Source organism: Actinomyces sp. Marseille-P3109 (assembly GCF_900323545.1).
In the GTDB taxonomy this organism is placed as follows: Bacteria; Actinomycetota; Actinomycetes; order Actinomycetales; family Actinomycetaceae; genus Actinomyces.
Genome location: NZ_OOHN01000008.1, coordinates 381124 through 400906, shown reverse-complemented (window position 1 = coordinate 400906; position 19783 = coordinate 381124). Strand labels below are relative to the sequence as shown.

At 69.0% G+C, this 19783-nt stretch carries 22 protein-coding genes and 1 riboswitch; of the genes, 16 read left to right on the top strand and 6 right to left on the bottom strand.

All coding sequences use genetic code 11. The features are described 5' to 3' along the window. Positions 1-85 precede the first annotated feature (85 nt). The 5 genes from BQ8008_RS01975 to BQ8008_RS01955 all read left to right on the top strand — a co-directional run bounded on the left by BQ8008_RS01975 (position 86) and on the right by BQ8008_RS01955 (position 5709). Positions 86-883, top strand: coding sequence for a DeoR/GlpR family DNA-binding transcription regulator (locus BQ8008_RS01975; RefSeq protein WP_108834564.1), 798 nt, complete (start codon positions 86-88; stop codon positions 881-883). 82 nt (positions 884-965) lie between these two features. Then, on the top strand, positions 966-2255 hold the full coding sequence (galK, locus tag BQ8008_RS01970) for a galactokinase (RefSeq protein WP_108832582.1): 1290 nt from the start codon (positions 966-968) through the stop codon (positions 2253-2255). A gap of 186 nt (positions 2256-2441) precedes the next feature. Next, positions 2442-3509 (top strand): biotin-requiring enzyme, encoded by a 1068-nt coding sequence (locus tag BQ8008_RS01965; protein ID WP_108832581.1) that lies wholly within the window; start codon positions 2442-2444, stop codon positions 3507-3509. After that, positions 3506-4294: an ABC transporter ATP-binding protein gene (locus BQ8008_RS01960; protein ID WP_108832580.1), complete on the top strand. Its 789-nt coding sequence runs from the start codon at positions 3506-3508 to the stop codon at positions 4292-4294. Before BQ8008_RS01965 ends, BQ8008_RS01960 begins: the two co-directional genes overlap by 4 nt. Beyond that, positions 4291-5709 carry an ABC transporter permease gene (locus BQ8008_RS01955; RefSeq protein WP_108832579.1) on the top strand — a complete coding sequence of 473 codons (1419 nt, stop codon included), beginning with the start codon at positions 4291-4293 and terminating at the stop codon, positions 5707-5709. Before BQ8008_RS01960 ends, BQ8008_RS01955 begins: the two co-directional genes overlap by 4 nt. A gap of 76 nt (positions 5710-5785) precedes the next feature. On the opposite strand, the gene BQ8008_RS01950 is transcribed toward BQ8008_RS01955, so the two are convergent. After that, entirely contained in the window at positions 5786-6619 is an 834-nt protein-coding gene (locus tag BQ8008_RS01950; RefSeq protein WP_108832578.1) for an exodeoxyribonuclease III, read from the bottom strand. Positions 6620-6707: 88 nt separating this feature from the next. Here BQ8008_RS01950 and BQ8008_RS01945 point away from each other — a divergent pair, with 88 nt between their 5' ends. Then, positions 6708-7004 (top strand): acylphosphatase, encoded by a 297-nt coding sequence (locus tag BQ8008_RS01945; protein WP_108832577.1) that lies wholly within the window; start codon positions 6708-6710, stop codon positions 7002-7004. Positions 7005-7017: 13 nt separating this feature from the next. Further along, complete coding sequence (locus tag BQ8008_RS01940; protein WP_108832576.1) at positions 7018-7242, top strand: hypothetical protein; 225 nt, start codon at positions 7018-7020, stop codon at positions 7240-7242. A 96-nt stretch (positions 7243-7338) separates the two neighbouring features. Here BQ8008_RS01940 and BQ8008_RS01935 read toward each other — a convergent pair whose 3' ends face one another. Beyond that, positions 7339-8505, bottom strand: a complete 1167-nt coding sequence (locus BQ8008_RS01935; protein WP_108832575.1) for a choice-of-anchor L domain-containing protein — start codon at positions 8503-8505, stop codon at positions 7339-7341. Positions 8506-8895: 390 nt separating this feature from the next. On the opposite strand from BQ8008_RS01935, the gene BQ8008_RS01930 reads away from it, so the two are divergent. Further along, the gene (locus BQ8008_RS01930) at positions 8896-10761 is read left to right on the top strand and encodes a glycoside hydrolase family 68 protein (protein ID WP_108832574.1); all 1866 of its coding nucleotides are present in this window, start codon (positions 8896-8898) and stop codon (positions 10759-10761) included. Between the two features lie 84 nt (positions 10762-10845). Here BQ8008_RS01930 and BQ8008_RS01925 read toward each other — a convergent pair whose 3' ends face one another. The 4 genes from BQ8008_RS01925 to BQ8008_RS01910 form a co-directional block, all read right to left on the bottom strand. After that, entirely contained in the window at positions 10846-12600 is a 1755-nt protein-coding gene (locus BQ8008_RS01925) for a glycoside hydrolase family 32 protein (RefSeq protein ID WP_108832573.1), read from the bottom strand. A gap of 40 nt (positions 12601-12640) precedes the next feature. Continuing rightward, on the bottom strand, positions 12641-13537 hold the full coding sequence (locus tag BQ8008_RS01920) for a bifunctional methylenetetrahydrofolate dehydrogenase/methenyltetrahydrofolate cyclohydrolase (RefSeq protein ID WP_108832572.1): 897 nt from the start codon (positions 13535-13537) through the stop codon (positions 12641-12643). Further along, positions 13534-14844 (bottom strand): serine hydroxymethyltransferase, encoded by a 1311-nt coding sequence (gene glyA, locus BQ8008_RS01915; RefSeq protein WP_108832571.1) that lies wholly within the window; start codon positions 14842-14844, stop codon positions 13534-13536. Before glyA ends, BQ8008_RS01920 begins: the two co-directional genes overlap by 4 nt. A 65-nt stretch (positions 14845-14909) precedes the next feature. Continuing rightward, positions 14910-14995, bottom strand: a riboswitch (ZMP/ZTP riboswitch). Between the two features lie 57 nt (positions 14996-15052). Further along, complete coding sequence (locus BQ8008_RS01910; protein WP_108832570.1) at positions 15053-16279, bottom strand: GTP-binding protein; 1227 nt, start codon at positions 16277-16279, stop codon at positions 15053-15055. Positions 16280-16335: 56 nt separating this feature from the next. Between BQ8008_RS01910 and rpmB the strand changes: the two genes are divergently transcribed. The 8 genes from rpmB to BQ8008_RS01870 all read left to right on the top strand — a co-directional run bounded on the left by rpmB (position 16336) and on the right by BQ8008_RS01870 (position 19774). Further along, entirely contained in the window at positions 16336-16575 is a 240-nt protein-coding gene (gene rpmB, locus BQ8008_RS01905) for a 50S ribosomal protein L28 (protein WP_199907918.1), read from the top strand. Then, the gene (gene rpmG, locus BQ8008_RS01900; RefSeq protein ID WP_003782014.1) at positions 16572-16748 is read left to right on the top strand and encodes a 50S ribosomal protein L33; all 177 of its coding nucleotides are present in this window, start codon (positions 16572-16574) and stop codon (positions 16746-16748) included. The genes rpmB and rpmG overlap by 4 nt, the downstream gene beginning before the upstream one ends. Further along, a complete protein-coding gene (gene rpsN / locus BQ8008_RS01895) occupies positions 16748-17053 on the top strand; it encodes a 30S ribosomal protein S14 (protein ID WP_108832568.1) in 306 nt (101 codons plus the stop codon). The genes rpmG and rpsN overlap by 1 nt, the downstream gene beginning before the upstream one ends. Positions 17054-17195: 142 nt before the next feature. After that, positions 17196-17447, top strand: coding sequence for a type B 50S ribosomal protein L31 (locus BQ8008_RS01890; RefSeq protein WP_108832567.1), 252 nt, complete (start codon positions 17196-17198; stop codon positions 17445-17447). Positions 17448-17511: 64 nt separating this feature from the next. Then, positions 17512-17634 (top strand): type B 50S ribosomal protein L36, encoded by a 123-nt coding sequence (ykgO, locus tag BQ8008_RS01885; protein ID WP_003782012.1) that lies wholly within the window; start codon positions 17512-17514, stop codon positions 17632-17634. Between the two features lie 83 nt (positions 17635-17717). Further along, positions 17718-18590 carry a formyltetrahydrofolate deformylase gene (gene purU / locus BQ8008_RS01880; protein ID WP_108832566.1) on the top strand — a complete coding sequence of 291 codons (873 nt, stop codon included), beginning with the start codon at positions 17718-17720 and terminating at the stop codon, positions 18588-18590. 193 nt (positions 18591-18783) lie between these two features. After that, a complete protein-coding gene (locus tag BQ8008_RS14075; protein WP_108832565.1) occupies positions 18784-18948 on the top strand; it encodes a TetR family transcriptional regulator in 165 nt (54 codons plus the stop codon). Positions 18949-19177: 229 nt separating this feature from the next. Continuing rightward, entirely contained in the window at positions 19178-19774 is a 597-nt protein-coding gene (locus BQ8008_RS01870; protein ID WP_108832564.1) for a TetR/AcrR family transcriptional regulator, read from the top strand. Positions 19775-19783: the final 9 nt, after the last annotated feature.

Sequence of the window (19783 nt, the reverse complement as noted above, 5' to 3'; positions counted from 1 at the left end):
TGTTTTCGGTGGCGAGGTCTGGCAGACTGGCCCCATGCAGCCCGGCCTCTCAGCCTCCGCCGCCGGATCCTCCCGTCCGGCCCCGATGCTCGCCCGCCAGCGTCAGGAGCACATCCTGGAGCGAGTCGCGACCACCGGCGGCGTCCGCGTGGCCGACGTCGTCGAGGAGCTGGGGATCTCGGAGATGACCGTGCGCCGCGACATCACCGAGCTCGTCACCCAGGGCCTGGTCGAGCGCGTCCACGGCGGGGCGGTGGCGGCCGGCCCCACCACCCTCGAGCCCCGCTTCACCGCCAAGTCCACCCTCAACCTGGACGCCAAGCGCCGCATCGGCCAGGCTGCGGCCGCCATGGTGCGACCCGGGGACTCCCTGGCACTGTCGGCCGGGACCACCACCCTGGCGCTCGCCCAGGCCCTGACCGAGCTGGAGCACTTCCCCACCCTGACCGTCATCACGAACTCGCTGCCCGCCGCGCAGGTGCTCTTCGACGCCGCCGACGTCGCCCGCGCAGAGAACCGCGACGCCCCCACGGTGGTGGTCACCGGGGGCGAGCGCACGCCGTCGAACGCCCTGGTGGGACTGGTGGCCGTCGACGCGCTGCGCACGATGCGCGTGGAGTGGGTCTTCCTGGGCGCCCACGGCTTCACCCCCGAGGGCGGGCTCATGACCCCCAACCTCCTGGAGGCCTCCGCCAACCAGGCGCTCGTCGCCGCCGGGCGCACGGTGGTGGCCACCCTGGACTCCTCCAAGTGGGGGGTCCTGGGGCTGCGGTCCTTCTGCGCCACCCGGGACATCGGGGTCCTGGTGACCGACGCCGAGCCCGACGACGACACCGTCGCCGCCCTCCAGCAGGCCGGCACCCGGCTGACGATCGCGACCTGATCCCAGCCACTCCTTAGTCCTCGACAGTCCTCGACAGCACTCCACCACTCACCCAACGCACAACTCACTACAGGAGACCACGATGACCAACGATGCTCCCGTCTTCGCCCCTGCCATGAGCCCTCAGGAGGGCGTCGAGGCCGCAACCGCCCTGTTCCGCGAGGTTTTCGAGGCCGAGCCCGACGGCGTCTGGTACGCCCCCGGGCGCGTCAACATCATCGGCGAGCACACCGACTACAACGGCGGCCTGGCCCTGCCGATCGCTCTGCCCCACCGGGCGCACCTGGCGCTGCGACGCCGCGATGACCGCGTCGTGCGCCTGGTCTCCCCCCAGACCCGGGAGAAGGTCGATGTCACGGACCTCGACACGATCGGTCCCAAGGGGACCCCCGGCGAGGTGGCGCACTGGGCCTCCTACATCGCCGGCGTCGCCTGGGCCCTGGAGCGCGACGGGTTCGAGAACCTGCCCGGCTTCGACGCCGCCCTCGTCTCCTGCGTGCCCCTGGGAGGCGGACTGTCCTCCTCGGCGGCCCTGGAGTGCTCGGCGGCCGTCGCCATCGACGAGGTCGCGGCCCTGGGCCTGGCCGGCACGCCCGAGGAGCCCAACGACGCCGGGCGCGCCCGCCTGGTGACCAACTGCGTGCGCACCGAGAACGAGATGGCCGGGGCCCCCACCGGCGGCATGGACCAGTCGGCCTCCCTGCGCTGCCGCGAGGGCCACGCCCTGGAGCTGGACTGCCGCGACGGCTCGGTGACCCACGTCCCCTTCGACCTGGCCGCCGACGACCTGGCCCTGCTGGTCATCGACACCAAGGCCAAGCACTCCCTGGACGACGGCCAGTACGGGGCCAGAAGGGCCGCCTGCGAGCGCGCCGCCCAGGTCCTCGGCGTCGACCTCTTGGCGGACATCGCGATCGAGGACCTGCCAGCCGCCCTGGAGCGCCTGGCCGCAAGCGCCGACGTCCAGGACGCCGGAGAGGCCGAAGAGCTGGTCAAGCGCACCCGCCACGTGGTCACCGAGATCGACCGCACCCGCAGGCTGGTCGAGCTCCTCCAGGACGGGCGCCCCCTGCGCGGCCAGAAGCTCGCCGCGGTGGGCGAGCTCATGGACGCCTCGCACGAGTCGCTGCGCGTGGACTACGAGTGCACCTGCCCCGAGCTGGACGTGGCCGTGGAGGCGGCTCGCGCCGCCCGCGCCCACGGAGCCCGCATGACCGGCGGAGGATTCGGCGGCTCGGCGATCGCCCTGGTGGACGCCGATGCCGTCCACGACGTGGCCGCGGCCGTCGCGGACGCCTACGAGCGCGAGGGATTCAACCCGCCGGCCTTCCTCGACGCGGTTCCCGCCGCCCCAGCTGGTCGACTCGCCTGAACCGCGCATCACCGCTGACTCACACGCGTACCTGACGGTACTCAGCCCTCTCCAACCAAGGTTGGAGAGGGTTTTCAGCCATTCCTCCTCCAGGATGAGGTCAGACAAGCGCCTCTGCCATAGCCTCTAACCGTATTAACCCGGGACACGGGGCTCCCTACCCCCGGTTCTGGTTCCGTTGTCATCATGGAGGACGCCGTGAAGCGCTTCGTCTGGCCCGCCCTCAAGACCCTCATCGCGGTGATCGTCGCCGTCGCCCTGGTGAAGATCGCCTTCTTCCCCTCGCAGAACGAGGGCGCCACAGCCGACATCTCCCCCGGTTACGCCGCCAACGTCAAGACCGTCGCCGTGACCACCGGCAGCATCTCCAACACGGTCGAGGTCAAGGGCCGCATCGTCCAGGACGCCGCCGTCGACGTCCAGGCCGACCTGGCCGGGGTGGTGGACTCCGTGGCCGTGGAAAAGGACACGCTGGTCAGCGCCGGAGAGCCGCTGCTCTACATCAAGCACTCCGAGTCCCAGAGCCCGGTGACCAGGACCGATGAGGAGGGCAACGTCACCCAGACACCGGTGGCGGACAAGGTCACCTGGTCCACGATCTACGCGCCCGTCAGCGGCACGGTGACCCCCAAGGTCATCAAGCAGCAGGAGACCGGCGTCGGCGTGGTCGTGGCCACGATCACGCCCTCCACCTACTCGGCCACCGGCACCGTCAACGCCTCCCAGCAGTACCGGCTCACCAACGCCCCCACCGCCGCGACCCTGACGCTGGAGGGAGGTCCGGCCCCCTTCCAGTGCAGCAATCTCAAGGTCGGCACGAAGTCCACCACCTCCACGACCACCGGCGGGGACGGCTCGACGACGACCACCTCCGGGGACGGCACCAGCGTGGAGATGCGTTGCTCGGTGCCCGCAGACCAGAAGGTCTTCGCCGGCATGCCGGCCACCATCAGCGTCGACGCGGGCAGCGCCTCCGACACCCTGCTGGTTCCGGTCACCGCCGTGGAGGGCAAGGTCGGCTCGGGCTTCGTCTGGCTGGTTCCCGACTCCGGGGACGCCTCCCAGGCCGTCAAGACCGCCGTGACCCTGGGAATCACCGACGGCACGAACATCCAGGTCACCGCCGGCCTCAAGGCTGACCAGAAGATTCTGCAGTTCGTGCCCAACAAGGACACGCGCCGCACCGGGACGCCGGACACCTGCGAGCAGGACAACTCCGCCTGCTACGACTCCGACGGCAAGGAGATCCTGTGAGCGGGCTGCTGGAGCTGCGGGGGATCACCCGTACCTTCGCCGTGCCCGACTCCGCGCCGCTGGAGATCCTCACCGGCGTCGACCTGAGCGTCTCCCCCGGCGAGCACGTGGCCATCGTGGGGCGCTCGGGAACGGGCAAGTCCACCCTGCTCAACATCCTGGGGCTCATCGACAAGCCGACGTCGGGTCACTACACGCTCAGCGGCACCGACACCTCCCGGCTCGGCGAGAGCCGGCGGGCCCACCTGCGGGGCCGGACCTTCGGCTTCGTCTTCCAGTCCTTCAACCTCATCCCGGGACTGAGCACCACCGAGAACGTGGCCGCCCCGCTCCTGTACGACACCGGAACGGCCTTCTGGACCCGCAGCTCGCGTGCGGCCGAGCTGCTGGAGGCCGTGGGCCTGGGAGACAAGGTGGACTCGCCCATCTCACGCCTCTCGGGCGGTGAGCAGCAGAGGGTCGCCATTGCCCGGGCCCTGTCCCGGCGTCCCAGCGTCATCCTGGCCGATGAGCCCACCGGTGCCCTCGACGTCGACACCGGCAACTCGGTCATGACGCTCCTGGAGCGCCAGTGCGCCGAGAACGGCGCCGCCCTCATCATCATCACCCACGACCTGGCCGTGGCCGGCCGCGCCCATACGCAGTACCGCCTCGATCACGGCGTCCTCACCCCGATCTCGGTCAAGCGCCAAAAGGTCGGCAGCCTCGAGGAGTTCAGAGAGGTCATCGCCCCTCCGGTCTCTCCCGACCCAACCGCCCCCATCAGCCATGAAGGAGCCTCATGAACGGGATTCTCACCGGATTCTTCGGTGCCATCGTCGAGGCCTGGGCCCAGCTGCGCATCGGCAAGCTGCGAGTCCTGCTGTCCCTGGTGGGCGTGGCGGCCGCGGTGGCCGCCATGACCTTCGTCATCGCCATGGGGCAGGTCTCCGTCAGCGCGATCAACAAGGCCGGCGAGAAGTACAACGGCCGGCTGGGCACGGTGACGATCAACGTCAACCCCACCGGCAAGGGTCTGAGTCAGGCGCTCCAGGCCGACGACGCTCCCGGGGCGAGCGCGGACGCGAGCAGCGGCAGCAGCACCGGTGGCGCCGGGGGCAGTAGCGGCTCGTCGGGCTCGGGCGGCGGTGCAGGCAGCGGTGGGGGCAGCTCGGACACCAGCACCACCAGCGCCGCCACCTCCGCGAGGATCTCGGCGGCGATGAGCAACTTCGTCGAGCGCTACGAGGTGACGTCCTGGGCCACCACCTACACCTCCAACGTGCGTTTCTCCTTCCCCGACGGCGCCCGCTCCGTTTCCACCCAGACAGTGAGCCTGAGCTACGGGCTGCTGCACCACAAGACCGTGGCCCAGGGACGCTGGTTCACCGCGCAGGACGAGGACGACCTCTCCCCGAGCCTGGTCGTCACCCAGGGATTCCTCGACGCGATGGGGATCCAGCAGTTCACCGAGCCGATCACCATCACCTCCTTCTCCCCCGTGCAGACCTCCTTCACGATCGTCGGCGTGCTGGAGGCGGAGGACCTCGCCCTCATCGGATGCAGCGGCGACCCTGAGCAGGACGCGGGCCTGCCGTGCACGCAGCCGGTCACCGCCTTCGCCCTCAACACGCCCTACGAGACCTGGCTGCCCAAGGACGCCGATCGCCCGGCCCCAACCCTGGAGGTCTGGGCCGGCAAGAGCGGCGCCAAGCAGATGGCGAGCCTGGCCAAGAAGGACCTGGACGCGCGCTTCGGCCAGGGCTCGACCCAGGCCTCCGACAACCTCTCCGGCGGCAGCCTGAGCTCCAGCGCGAGCACCTTCACCAAGGTGGTCACGGCCGCGGGCGTGTTCGTCATGCTCCTGGGCGCCCTGAGCCTGGTCAACATCGCGCTGGTGACGGTGCGCCAGCGCATCCACGAGATCGGGGTACGGCGCTCCTTCGGAGCCACGAGCCGGCGCATCTTCTTCTCCATCATGATGGAGTCCGTGGTGGCCACGGTGGTGGCCGGAATCGTCGGCATCGGGATCGCGATCATCGGGATACGCACCCTGCCTTGGGCCGCGTACCTGGGCATCCCGGTCACCAACACGCCGCCCTTCCCCATGGTGGCCGCCGTCATCGGCCTAGTCGCGGCCACCGCCGTCGGTGCCCTGGCAGGGATCATCCCGGCGATCGTGGCCACGCGCATCCGGCCGATCGACGCCATCCGCTACTGATCACGGGGGCGGGCGCTCACAGCGCGCCCGCCCCTATTCAGTGGTACTCACAGGTACTCAGCCGTACTCAGTGAGATCAGCTGTACTCGATGATGAGCGGGGCGTGGTCGGACCAGCGCGAGGCGTAGTCGGGTGCCCGGTCCACGGACACGCTGCGGGCCCGCTCAGCCAGGGCGGGGGTAAGGACCTGGTAGTCGATCCTCCAGCCGGCGTTGTTGTCGAAGGCCTTGCCGCGCTGGGACCACCACGTGTAGGGCCCCTGCTCCTCGTCCCCCACGAGGTGGCGCGAGGCGTCCACCCAGCCGGAGGCGAACCAGCCCTCCAGGTGGGCGATCTCCTCATCCATGACGCCGGCGATCTTGTTGTGGTTGGGCTTCCAGTTCTTGATGTCGCGCTCGGAGCGCACCACGTTGAGGTCGCCGGCCATGAGGACCTGGGGCCCGCCATCACGGCTGGCGGCCAGGAGGTCGGCCATGCGGGCATCGACGAGCGCGAGGTGGGCGTACTTCTGGTCCATCTTCTCGGTGCCGAGCTGTCCGGAGTGGAGGTAGGCGGAGATGACGGTGAGCTGCTCGACGCCGTCGAGCCCGGTGAGCGTCAGGTCGGCCTCGAGCCAGCGGCCGGAGTCGACGTCGGGCTCCTCGGTCCCGGGCGCCGCCACGCCGTAGCGCAGCTCGCCGAGGACGGCGGGGCCGCCCTCGCGTACGGCGACGCCCACGCCGGCGCGCCCCTTGACGCGGCAGGGCCAGATGGCGGCCTCGTAGCCGGACAGGAGATCGGCCGCGATCTGCTCGTCGGCGCGGACCTCCTGGAGCAGGAGGATGTCGGGGGCCGAGGACGCGAGCCACTCCCCCATGCCTTTACGGGCGGCGGCCCGGATGCCATTGACGTTGACGGTGGCGATACGCATGGCGGCAAGACTACGCGGTCAGTCCTGAACCGGACCTGAACCGTCCACAGCAGTCCCCGGCCGGTCCTGAGTCTGAGACGATAGGACCATGAGCGAGGCCGGCACGCGATTAAGAACCGTTCACGTCCTGGTCCACGGCACCGTCCAGGGGGTGGGCTTCCGCTACCACTGCGCCTACACCGCTCAGGAGCTGGGCGTGGTGGGGCAGGTCCGCAACCTGCCCGACGGCGACGTCGAGGTCATGGCCCAGGGTGATCCGGACGCGGTAGCCCGGCTGATATCGTGGCTGAAACGCGGCCCGCGGTGGGCCTCGGTGCGCACCATCACCGTCACCGACCTGCGCGCCGGTTGCCTGGAGGACCGCCGGTTCGAGATCACCGGATGAAGAGGAGCAGGCCATGAGTGACAACAACAACTCGGAGTCGCGCAGCGGGCGCCACATCGCTTTCTGGATGATGGTCGTCGTTCTCGCCGCCATCTTGCCCGTCCTGGCTCAGGCACCGGTTCTGTCCCGTTTCGCCACGGGACTGTGGCTGGCCTCGATGCCGTTGTGCTTACTGGGCTGCGCGATGCTGGCCAAGGAGGCGGCGGCGCGCCACGCCTCCAGGCACGACCGGGACTGAGCATCCAACAGCGGTGAACCACAGCCACACACTGACGGGGCGGATGAAGAGAGCTTCATCCGCCCCGTCAGCCGTCTGTGGGCCAGAGTCTCGCTGTCAGTCGACCTCGGAACCGGCCAGGCGACGACGGCGCAGCCTGAGCGCCACGCCACCGGCGGTCAGGAGCAGCAGGGCGACGACACCCATGAAGAGCGCCTGGGTTCCGGTCAGGGGCAGACCGGCGATCGTCCTGGCCGAGGTTCCCGAGGTGGGTGTGGCGGCACTGTAGTCGGTGACGCCCGGCTTGCCTTGGCCGACAGGAGTGGTCGAGCCGTTGCTGTTCGACCCGTTCGAGCCGTTGGACCCATTGGATCCGTTGGATCCGTTGCCGACGCCGGGGATATCGCAGGTGCCGGCCTTGGCGGTGCAGGGCTCGGTGATCTGCTTGTCGGTGAAGCCCAGCCCCTGGGTGCGCAGAAGGACCGTGGAGTCGAGCTGACCGTCCTGGGCGTCGGCGATGGCCACGCGCACGTGCACCGCCTGCCCCGGAGTGACAGCGGCCTGGCAGGGAAGAGCCGAGGTGTAGCCGTTGAACTCCACCGGGATCTGGCCCGGCGTATGCCCCGAGACATTGGCGGTGTAGTAGTCGGCGTTCGAGGACTCGTTGACGGTGGCTGCGCTCACGGCCGTCTGGGAGCCGGGCACGTAGGCGCACTCGGTGCCGTTGACCTGGATGCTCAGCGGGTCCTTGTAGCCGCGGGACTGCCAGGAGGCCGGAGTGCCCTCGGTGGCACCGGCGTACTCCTCGGAGCCGAGGCTGTAGTAGAGGACGACGTTGGAGCTGGTGGCGGTGACGTCGAACTCGAGGATGGCCTCGTCGTAAACGTCTGTACCGGCCACCTGCATCAGACCGGCCGGATCCTCGATGGCACCGAAGTCACCAGTGGTGTCGAGTGCGTTGTTGGGCCCCAGGACCGCGGAACGGGTGAAGTCGACGTCGGAGTCGGCGGTGGGGTCGGGGTCGATGAGGGAGCCGGTGGACAGGGCCACCCCCTCGGTGATGGCGTTGCCGTCGCTCGGCAGGCCCTTGACCGTGCCGATCTGGACGTCCTTGCCGGAGACGGTCGCATTGGTCACGGTGGCGTTCGGGCCGGCCACCATCTGGGCGAGGGACTGAGGGCTCACAGTGGAGGCGTCACGCAGGGAGGTGGTGGACTGCCCTGCCGTGTTCGGCGTCGGAGCGGCCATGGCCGAACTGGCGGCGCCGAGGGCGAGTGCAGCCATGAAGGCAGTTGTTGGTGCGGTTAGCCGTCGCAGACGGATGGGAAAGATACTCACAGGATCTCCGTTAGATGCAGGGCCACCCAGCTTCGGGTGACCACCTGAACCGACAGGCATGGGAGACCAGACAGCTCACGGAGAACGCGTTCAAGACTAACCGGCCAATAACATAGAGTCATGTGGCGTATGTCACCAAACATGCAGGAATCCTCAATAATCCCTGAAAGCGCAGGGCATGCGCCTTTGGTAGGAGTCGGGCGGGACTGACCGGTCGGCCTAAAGACCTGCCCATTGACCTCCAGGCTCCCCTAAGGTAGCAGCTGGGAGATCAAGCAATATCGGCTCACGGCGCACTGACACCCTCATCCCTCATGAGTAAGGACAGTACGGACAATGACCGTGACACATACTTCGTTCCGCGCCCGTCGCAGACGACTGGCCGCGGCGCTGGCGATCGGGTTCCTGGTCGCCGGGACCGGAACCACCGCCCTCGCCGACGAGACCCCATCCCCAGAGCCCAGCGCCTCCGCCGAGGCCTCCCCCGAGGCGGGTGCCGGCCAGCAGGCCGGACAGGCCCCGGCCGGGCAGGGACAGGCCGGTCAGGCGGACCAGCAGGCCGCGCCGGGCGCCGCCGCGCAGGAAGCGAACGGATTCAAGGCCGACAACCCCGGCTGGGCCAACGCCACCAAGCACACCGGCGAGGCCCACGGGGTCGATGAGAACTACACGGCCAAGTGGACCCGCGCCGACGCCATGCAGATCCAGCGGGTCTCCAATCCCAATGCGCCGTCGGGCACCAATTCGATGCCCGAGCAGTACACGATGCCGGAGATCTCCAACGGCTTCCCGGCCACGAGCGACGACGTATGGGTATGGGACACCTGGACGCTGACCGATGAGGCGGCCCACCAGATCTCCTACAACGGATGGGAGATCGCCTTCTCCCTGGTGGCCGACCGGCACGCCGGCTACACCTTTGACGACCGCCACACCCACGCGCGCTTGGGCTTCTTCTACCGCAAGGCCGGCACGCAGACCTCCTCGGCCGACGGCGCGAACAGCTCCAACGGCGGCTGGATCTACGGCGGGCACGTCTTCCCCGACGGTGCCTCCGGCTCGATCTTCGAGGATCAGAGCTTCACGGCGCAGACCGAGTGGTCCGGTTCGGCCCGCCTCATGGAGGGCAACAAGATCCGCATGTTCTACACCTCGGTGGCCTTCTACAACGGCACCACCGGCGGCAGTGGGAACAACGACGGAGGCCAGGAGAACAACGGTTCCTCCAAGCCCTACGACCCGCGGATCGTGCAGTCCGAGGGACGCATCCACGCCGATGAGAACGGTGTGTGGCTCACCGGATTCCGCACCCAGCACCAGCTGCTCGTCCCGGACGGCAAGTACTACCAGACCCGCGAGCAGAACCCGGGCGTGAACTTCCGCGACCCCTTCACCTTCCGCGACCAGAACAACCCCTCCGACCCCACCGAGTACATGGTCTTCGAGGGCAACTCGGCGTTCGTGCGTGAGCAGCAGTACGTCGACGCCGCGGCCAAGGCCGGTCAGAACACGACCCTGGCCACGTGCACCGAGGCGGATCTCGGCTATGAGAAGGGCGATCCCAAGGCGGAGACGGTCGAGTCGGTCAACCAGCGCGGCGCCTACTATCAGCTGGCCAACGTGGGGCTGGCCCGCGCCAAGAACAAGGCGATGACCCAGTGGGAGTACCTGCCACCGCTGCTGAGCGGTAACTGCGTCAACGACCAGACCGAGCGGCCCCAGATCTACTTCCAGGACGGCAAGTACTACCTGTTCACGATCTCGCACCGGGAGACCTACGCCGACGGGCTCCAGGGCCCCGAGGGCGTCTACGGGTTCGTGGGCGACGGGCTGCGATCGGACTACAAGCCGCTCAACCAGAGCACGGGTATCGCGCTGGGCAACCCGATCAACCTCAACTTCAACCCGGGTAAGCCCTACTCGCCGGACTTCAACCAGAGTCCCTACACCTACCAGTCCTACTCGCACTATGTGATGCCCGGCGGCCTGGTGGAGTCCTTCATCGACTCCATCGGCGGCAACAAGGATGGCAACCCGGTGCGCGGGGGCTCACTGGCCCCGACGGTGAAGATCAACATCTCCGGGGACACCACCTCGGTGGACCGCACCTACGGCACCAACGGCCTGGGAGGGTTCGGCGACGTTCCCGCGGACCGGGCCCGGACCAACGGCGGTGACACCCGCCCGCAGCGCCTGAAGTAGGCGCCGCTGGCCAGCATCACCCAGAGATCATGGCGGGGTCGCCGGAACATCTGTTCCGGCGACCCCGCCTCTTGAGCGTGTTGCCTACAGGGCCCCCGCCAGCGGGGTGAGGCTGCCCGAGGCGATGGTGGCCGTGCCCGCGGCACCCAGGACGATCTCCTGACAGCCGGGATCGGTGAAGACCAGGAGGCTGCCGACCGTGGCGCCGTCGTCGACGAAGACCTCGAGGCTGGAACGATCGAGGTAGAGGTGCAGGCGCACCGTGGAGCCGGTGGGGCGGTAGCTGACCTCGCGGCGCAGAGCGAAGTCGGTGGTGGTTCCCTCGTCCTTGCCGTCGATCTGTGTGAGACCCCCGTTGGTACGGTCCAGGTAGAGGGTGCCGGCCGAGACGTTGACGCCGACACGCACCTCCTGGACCGAGCCGTCGACCTCTCCGCGGGCGAGTCCCAGCCAGGCCTCGGAGGCCTGGGAGACGTCCAGGGTCAGGTCGATCTCGACCGTGCGCCCCTTGCCCAGCTGCGTCACTGCGGCGTCGGCGGTGTCGGTGGCCGTGAGACCGGCGAGGTCGGTGGCCTTGCCGCGCAGCGCGTCGAGCTCGGGGATGGGCTTCTGGACGAGGACGCGTTGACCGTTGAGGGTGGTCAGGGACAGCTCGCGCGGGATGCTCATCTCGCCACGCCAGTCGCCAGTGGGGAGCGAGTAGGGGTAGTTCCAGTTGCCCAGCCAGGCCATCCACACACGGCGGCCCTCGATGTTCTCGAAGCTCTGTGCGGCGTAGAAGTCCTGGCCGGCGTCGGTGAACCGGGTCTCGTGGTCCTCGGGGAAGAAGACGGAGCCGTCGAAGTCCCCGATGAAGTACTGGGCGGTGGAACCGGCCGTCTCCTCGTTGGCACCTACCGAGAGGGTCATGACCCAGCGGGTGCTGCCGTCGCTGGTGTCGGTCAGGGGGAAGAGGTCGGGGCACTCCCACACGGCGGCGTGGGAGCCGATGCCCTGGCCGAAGTCACTGGCGTGGGTCCAGGCCTTGAGGTCTCTGGAGCGGAACAGGGAGACGTGGTCGCCGACGGAGACGATCATGACCCAGGCCTGGGAGCCCTCGTGCCAGAAGACCTTGGGATCGCGGAAGTCCTTGCGCCCGTCGTTGGGGATGACGGGGTTGCCGGAGAAGCGCTGCCAGGTGCGGCCCCGGTCGCTGGAGTAGGCCAGGGACTGGGCCTCACCGCCCTCGGTGGAGGTGTAGACGGCCACCATGCCGCCGCCCTTGACCAGGCCGGAGGTGTCGGCGCCGTCGACGACGCAGCTGCCGGACATGGCCAGCCCCTGCGAGTCGTGCTCCAGGGCCGTGTACGTGCGCTTCCAGTGCACCATGTCCGAGCTGATCGCGTGGCCCCAGGTACCGTCCTGCTGGTGGAAGAGGTGGTACTCGCCCTCGTGGAGGACCAGGCCGTTGGGGTCGGCGAGGTTCCCCTTGGTGGGGCTGTAGTGGTAGGCGGGGCGGTAGGCGGCCGAGGCCGGCGAGTCCTCCGTGTCCGTGGAGGTGGGGAACCAGTCGACGCAGCAGCGCCGGTCTGAGAAGAGCGAGAGCGCCTGGAGGGCTACTCCCACGATGAGGACACCTGCCCCGGCGGCGCCCAGGATCAGGGTCCGACGCCGCAGGCCGGCCTTCTGCGGATGCGGGTTCTGAGAGCCGTTCATGTCCGGTGCGTCCTGAGGCTCCAGAGGACCCGCATCCGGCTGAGTCGGCTCGGACTCCGAGGCCTTCGCGGAATCAGGCGACTCAGCCGGGTCGACGGGCTGGTGGGACTGGGAGGGGTGGGCGCCGTGGGACTCGTCCGTCATGGTCCCAAGGTTATCGACCGGTCAGGCGAACGGCGCCCCTTTAGAGTGAGCGCTCCGCGGTCTCGACCACGTTGGCCAGCAGCAGGGCACGGGTCATGGGCCCCACGCCGCCGGGATTGGGTGAGAGCCAGGAGGCGACCTCGTCCACGCCGTCGGCGACATCACCGGCGATACGTCCCTTGCCGGTGGCTGGGTCGACGACGCGCGAGACGCCCACATCCAGGACGACGGCACCAGGAGTCACCATCTCCGGGGTGATGATGCCGGGGCTGCCGGCCGCCGAGATGACGACGTCGGCCCGGCGCACATGGTCGGCCAGGTCCGTGGTGCCGGTGTGGCAGATGTCGACGGTGGCGTTGACGTCCTTGCGCCCCAGGAGCAGGCCGATGGAGCGGCCCACCGTGACGCCTCGGCCGACGACGCACACGTTGCGACCGGCCAGGTCGATGCCATGGCGCTCCATGAGCTCGATGCAGCCGCGCGGCGTGCAGGGCAGGGGCGAGTCGATGGGCCCCGAGGCCCGCAGCACCAGACGCCCCAGGTTGGTGGGGTGTAGACCGTCGGCGTCCTTGGCCGGGTCGACGCGCTCCAGGATCGCATTGGTGTCCACGCCCGCCGGCAGCGGGAGCTGAACGATGTAGCCGGTGCAGGTGGGATCCGCGTTGAGGCGGTCGACGGCGGCCTCCACCTCGGCCTGGGTGGCGGTGGCGGGCAGGTCCTCGCGGATGGAGAGGATGCCGACCTCGGCACAGTCGGTGTGCTTGCCGGCGACGTACTTGACGCTGCCGGGGTCCTCCCCCACCAGGACCGTGCCCAGGCCGGGGGTGACGCCGCGCCCACGCAGCGCCGCGACGCGTTCCTTGAGCTCTGCCTTGAGGGCGGCGGCCGTGGCCTTGCCGTCCAGGACCTGGGCGGGCCCGTTCCAGGGGGCCCTCACTGGTCCAGTCCCGGGTAGAGGGGGAAGGCGTCGGTCAGGGCGCGCACACGGCCGCGCAGGGCGGCCAGGGTCTCGTCGTCGGCGGTGCCGGCGGCACCGTGAATGAGGGTGGAAGCGATGATGTCGGCGACCTCGGTGAACTCGGCGTCGCCGAAGCCGCGGGTGGCCAGGGCGGGGGTGCCGATGCGCAGGCCGGAGGTCACGCGCGGGGGACGCGGGTCGAAGGGGACGGCGTTGCGGTTGACCGTGATGCCGGCGGTGTGCAGGAGGTCCTCGGCCTGCTGGCCGTCCAGGGAGGAGTCGCGCAGGTCGACCAGCACCAGATGGACGTCGGTGCCGCCGGTGACGAGGCTGACGCCGGCGGCGCGCACGTCGTCGGCCCCGAGACGCTCAGCGATGATGGCGGCGCCGCGCACGGTGCGCTCCTGGCGCTCACGGAACTCCTCGGTGCCGGCGATCTTCATGGCCACGGCCTTGGCGGCGATGACGTGCATGAGGGGGCCGCCCTGCTGGCCGGGGAAGACGGCGGAGTTGAGCTTCTTGCCCCACTGCTCTGCGCGGCTGGACAGGAGCATGCCGGAGCGGGGGCCGCCCAGGGTCTTGTGGACGGTGGTGGACACGACGTCGGCGTGCGGGACGGGGTTGGGGTGCAGGCCGGCGGCGACGAGCCCGGCGAAGTGGGCCATGTCCACCCACAGGGCGGCGCCGACCTCGTCGGCGATGGCGCGGAAGGCGGCGAAGTCGAGGTGACGGGGGTAGGCCGACCATCCGGCGATGATGACCGTGGGGCGCTCGCGCAGGGCGGCCTCACGCACCTGGTCCATCTCGATGCGCATGGTGGTCTCGTCCACGCCGTAGGCGGTGGCGTTGTAGTTCTTGCCGGAGAAGTTGATCTTCATGCCGTGGGTGAGGTGGCCGCCGTGGGCCAGGGACAGACCCAGGAGGGTGTCACCGGGGGTGGCCAGGGCGTGGAGGACGGCGGCGTTGGCCTGGGCCCCGGAGTGGGGCTGGACGTTGGCCCACTCGGCGTCGAAGACGGCCTTGGCGCGCTCGATGGCCAGGGACTCGGCGACGTCGACGACCTCGCAGCCGCCGTAGTAGCGGCGCCCGGGGTAGCCCTCCGCGTACTTGTTGGTCAGGACCGAGCCCTGACACTCCAGGACGGCCCGGGGAACGAAGTTCTCCGAGGCGATCATCTCCAGGGTCTCACGCTGGCGGGCGAGCTCTCCGGTGAGGACCTCGGCGATATCGGGGTCGAGCTCGGCCAGAGGCTGGTTCAGGGACGGGGTGACGGCTTGCGCGGTCATGTCTCTCCTCAGGTGTGGGGGCGCACGCTGCGCCGTGGCAGGCGGCTGTGCGCGCACTGGTGGCGATCCGTGGCCCAGGCGGGCGACCCCGGAGTCGTGTTCGTGCCGCTCCCCGGTGGTGATCCACCCGGCGCCAGTCGCGACGGACATACCCTATCGCGCCGGGGCGGGGATGCGTCACGCGAGTCTCCCGCCTCGGGACGGGCGGTCAGCTCTCCTGGCCGAACCAGTCGCCCAGGCCGTCGTCGGCGCCGATCCAGGCCAGGGCCTGGGCCATCTCCTCAGGACGCAGGAGGATCCGGGCGAAGGCGCGGCGCACCTGCTCGCGCATCTCCTCATCGCCGACGCCGGTGACCACGAGGTGGCAGCGGGGCTCGGCGGCTGCGTCATCGCCGGCACCGGACGGAGCGCCTGGGACCTCGGCCCAGGTTCCGGCGTCGCCGACGCTGAGGGCGCCTCCGGCGACCTCCCACATGCAGACCCGGCCGGGTCGGCTGGGCAGCCAGAAGCAGCCGCGAGCGCACAGGCCCTGGCCGGCGAGGTCGACGACGAGGGAACGCAGGCGCTCGGGGTGGAAGGGCAGGGAGGCGCTGAGGTCGAGGGTCCACACACCGTGGTCGTCGGGGCCGCCCCAGGCGCTGGTGGTGGCGGGGTGGATGCGGCTCAGGGAGGCGGCGGAGTCGTGGGTGAGGCCGGTGAGGGTCTCCAGGAGGGGCGCGTCCAGGCCGGGGAGCAGGAGGGCGTCGTGGGGGCGCAGGTGCTCGATGAGGTCGGCGCCGGCGAGATCCTCGTCGCGCCCGAGGGCCAGGACGACGTCGGCGTAGCCGAGGTTGGCCAGGTGGACGGCGCCCGTGCAGCGGCAGTCACCGGGGAAGGCGGCCAGCAGGCGGTGCTCGAGGAGCTCGTCCAAGGCGGTGGTGGCGTCCAGGACGTGGGCGGCTCCGGCCAGTCTCACACCGGTGTCGGCGAGGTCCTCGGCCAGGCGGGGCAGGAGGTGAGCGAGCTCGATGGCCGCCGGCAGGAGGATAACGGTGGTGCCGCCCGGGTCCTGGGTGGCGCGGTCCTCGGCAACGGCGACCAGGACCTCGCGCAGGGAGCAGGTGGGGCAGGTGTAGGGCATGGGGACGTCGAGCCTGACCGGGTCGTCGTCGAAGCCGTCAGCCGAGCTGTGGCTGACGAGCCGCACCAGATCGTCGTCGTCTCCATCGCTGCTCGCGGTCTCGTCGTCGGCGCCGAAGTGCAGACCGGCGCGGATGACGACGGCGTCCTGTCCGGCCAGGGCGAGGTCGACCAGGTCCAGCAGGGCGGGGTCGACGGCGCCGATGACGGTCAGGGCGTGCCGGCCGTCAGCTCCGGTGTCGGCAGCCGGGGTATCGGCAAGGGTGGCGAGGTCATCGGAGAGATCAGAGGAGAAGTCATCCGAGGTATCGGTCACGAGGGGCCTCCAGAAGAGTTGACGAAACTGAGAATCATTCTTATATCATGCTTGTCATGACCACCTACTGCCAAGTCACGGGAGCCCGGCCGGTCTTCGGCCGGTCCGTCTCCCACTCGCACAAGCGCACGTCTCGGCGCTGGGACCCCAATCTGCAGCGCAAGCGCTACTGGGTGCCGTCGCTGGGGCGCACCGTGCGCCTGACGGTGTCCGCCAAGGGCATCCGTACGATCGACAAGCTGGGCATCGACGTCGTCGTGGCCCAGATGCTCGCCCGAGGGGAGAAGCTGTCATGAGCGGTGCCAAGGGAGGCAAGGACCTGCGGCCGATCATCAAGATGGTCTCCACCGCGGGCACGGGCCACACCTACGTGACGCGCAAAAACCGCCGCAACACCCCCGACCGTCTGGTGCTGCGCAAGTTCGATCCGGTGGTGCGCCGGCACGTGGAGTACAAGGAGTCGCGCTGATGGCCAAGAAGTCCAAGATCGCCGCCGAGCTGCGGCGCCAGCAGGTGGTGGCGCGCTACGCCGAGCGCCGGGCCGAGCTCAAGCGGGCCTCGGTCAACCCTCACCTGAGTCGGGCCGAGCGCGATGAGGCGATGGCGGCACTGCACGCGCTGCCCCGGGACGCCTCCCCCACCCGCCTGCGTCGGCGCGACGCGGTCGACGGCCGCCCGCGCGGGCACCTGCGCGTCACCGGGACCTCGCGGGTGCGCTTCCGCCAGATGGCGCTGCGCGGCGAGCTGCCGGGCATCGTCAAGTCCTCCTGGTAGGCGGGCGTGGGCGCGGCCTCTTGAGTCCACTCCCGCCAGAGCCTCACGGCGCGCCGCACTTGCAGCCACCCCCTCGCAGCCCCGCCGCAGGCACCCGTTCACCACGTCAGCATTCACATTCACCCCCATCCAAGGAGCTCGTATGCGCCCTGGGATCCACCCCAGCTACCAACCCATCGTCTTTCGCGACAAGTCCGCCGACTTCGCCTTCCTGACCCGTTCGACCCTGACGTCGTCAGAAACCATCGTGTGGGAGGACGGCAACACCTACCCGGTCTACGACGTCGAGGTCTCCAGCGCCTCGCACCCGTTCTGGACCGGCCAGGGCAAGATCCTGGACACAGCCGGCCGGGTGGAGAAGTTCGAGCGCCGCTACGGCAAGCGGAAGCGCTAATCGCACAGGCGGGGCGCCCCGCGCTCAGGCATCACAGCACAGGAAGAAAAGAGAAGGAGTAGCCATGAAGGTTCGTGCCTCGATCCGATCCCTGGCCAAGCAGCCGGGGTCCAAGGTGGTCCGACGCCGCGGTCACACCTACGTCATCAACAAGAAGAACCCTCGCCTCAAGGCCCGCCAGGGCTGAGCCGGACCATGAGACGCCGCCCATCCGGGACCGGCACCTGAGCCGTTTCTACGGCCGAGGCCGGTCCCGGTTAGGCTGAGACCATGGCTCTCTCCACGGCGCAACCCGACTCCGCCGCCCACTTGGTCCTGTCCCTGTCCTGCCCCGACCGTCCGGGCATCGTCCACGCGGTCACCGGCACGCTGGCGCGCCGCGGTGGGAACATCACCGAGTCCAAGCAGTTCGGGGACTCCTCCACCGGTCTGTTCTTCATGCGGGTCCAGGTGCTCACCACCGTGCCGCGCGAGGAGCTGGAGAAGGATCTGGCCGAGTTGGCCGGCGAGTACACGATGGAGTGGAGCCTCGATGAGGTGGGGCGCGCCATGCGCACCCTCATCATGGTCTCCAAGGAGGGGCACTGTCTGACCGACCTGCTCTTCAGGGAGCGCAGCCAGGGGCTGCCGGTCGACGTCGTCGGCGTGGTGGGCAACCACGAGACGCTGCGGGACGTCGCCGAGTTCTACGGGGTGCCCTTCCACCACATTCCGGTCACCAAGGAGACCAAGGAGGCCGCCGAGGCCGAGCTGCTGAGGCTGGTGGACTCCCTCGACGTCGAGCTGGTGGTACTGGCCCGCTACATGCAGATCCTCTCCCCCGCCCTGTGCGAGCGACTGCACGGGGGCGTCATCAACATCCACCACTCGTTCCTGCCGTCCTTCAAGGGGGCGCGCCCCTACGCCCAGGCGCACGAACGCGGGGTCAAGCTCATCGGGGCGACGGCGCACTACGTGACGGCGGACCTCGATGAGGGCCCGATCATCGAGCAGGACGTGACGCGGGCCAGCCACGAGGACCCGGTGGCCATGCTCCAGGCCAAGGGCCAGGACGTCGAGCGCCGGGTGCTGGCGCAGGCGGTGCGCTGGCACACCGAGCACCGGGTACTGCTCAACGGGCACCGCACCGTCGTCTTCGCCTGAGCACGGCACGGGCCCGCCACCAACCCGCGGTCTTCCCACCACTGGCCCATCACGACGACGGCCGGTCACCTCACTACAGGACGTAGGACCATCACGCACCCAGGTCTAGCCAGACGTACCGACACTCACTCGCGTAGAAAGGAGAACTGGGGTGCGGCATACCGAGGAAGAGGCCTGAGCAACCCGCACACACATCCTGCTCGCAGCACTGGACTCGTTTGCCCGAGAAGGCTTACAAGAGGCGAGATACAAGCAGAGCGACTCCGCAGCGGGAGTGACTCGAGACTGGGTCCACCGCCACTTCAAGAGCAGAACCAACTTGCTGCAAGAAGCTCTCGAACTCGGATGGCGGATCTAGAGCGAGAGGCTTCTCGACCGCGTTGATCAGACCGGTACCCCGACACACCAGGTCCGCAGCTTCATCGTGGGCTACATCACCCTGCTGCACGAGGGCGGTTTAAAGCACTCGCCGCGAGCACAGCCGTCGAGGCAGGGCATATGAGTCAACAGCGACCCACGACCGAAGCATCCTCGTGAACGGCTGGGAGTTGTTGACCCCAAACTGAGATACGTGCTAACTTGTATATATGAGACGAACCGCTGAAGACGCGGCAAAAACCCGCGTCGCGCTGCTGAAAGCAGCACTAAAATCCTTCGAAGAGAAGGGGTGGCGGGGGGCAACATTCGAGTATGTCGCAGAGCGCGCAGGCGTCACGCGCGGCGCACTGAACCACCATTTCCGCGACAAGCAGGCCCTACTGACCGAGGCGCTTGAATGGGGCTGGAGCGATTATGGACAGCGTTTGTTTGCTCAGGACAATGGCGCGGCAGACACATCGGCCCACGATGCACTGAAGGCGCTGCTGACTGAGTTCACTCGACTCCTCACTGGCGACGCGCGATTCCGCGCCCTGGCATCAACGACAGTCCTCGTTGCCCCACAAGCCCTTGAGTATTCCGAACATAACAGCGCCCTCGACGAATGGCACGACCGCATCGAAGGCCTCATATCCAAGCCCGAGGGAGACAGCGCCTTCCCCACATCGGGAGAGATCGCCAACCTCGTGCTTGTACTTCTTCAAGGGTTCACCGTGACTGCAGTGAACCGACCGCAAGACATTCCGCAACCCGACGAACTCGACGCCGCTATCGCGGCACTGGTGAGGGGGTTGCTCGATACCTAAGGACTCACT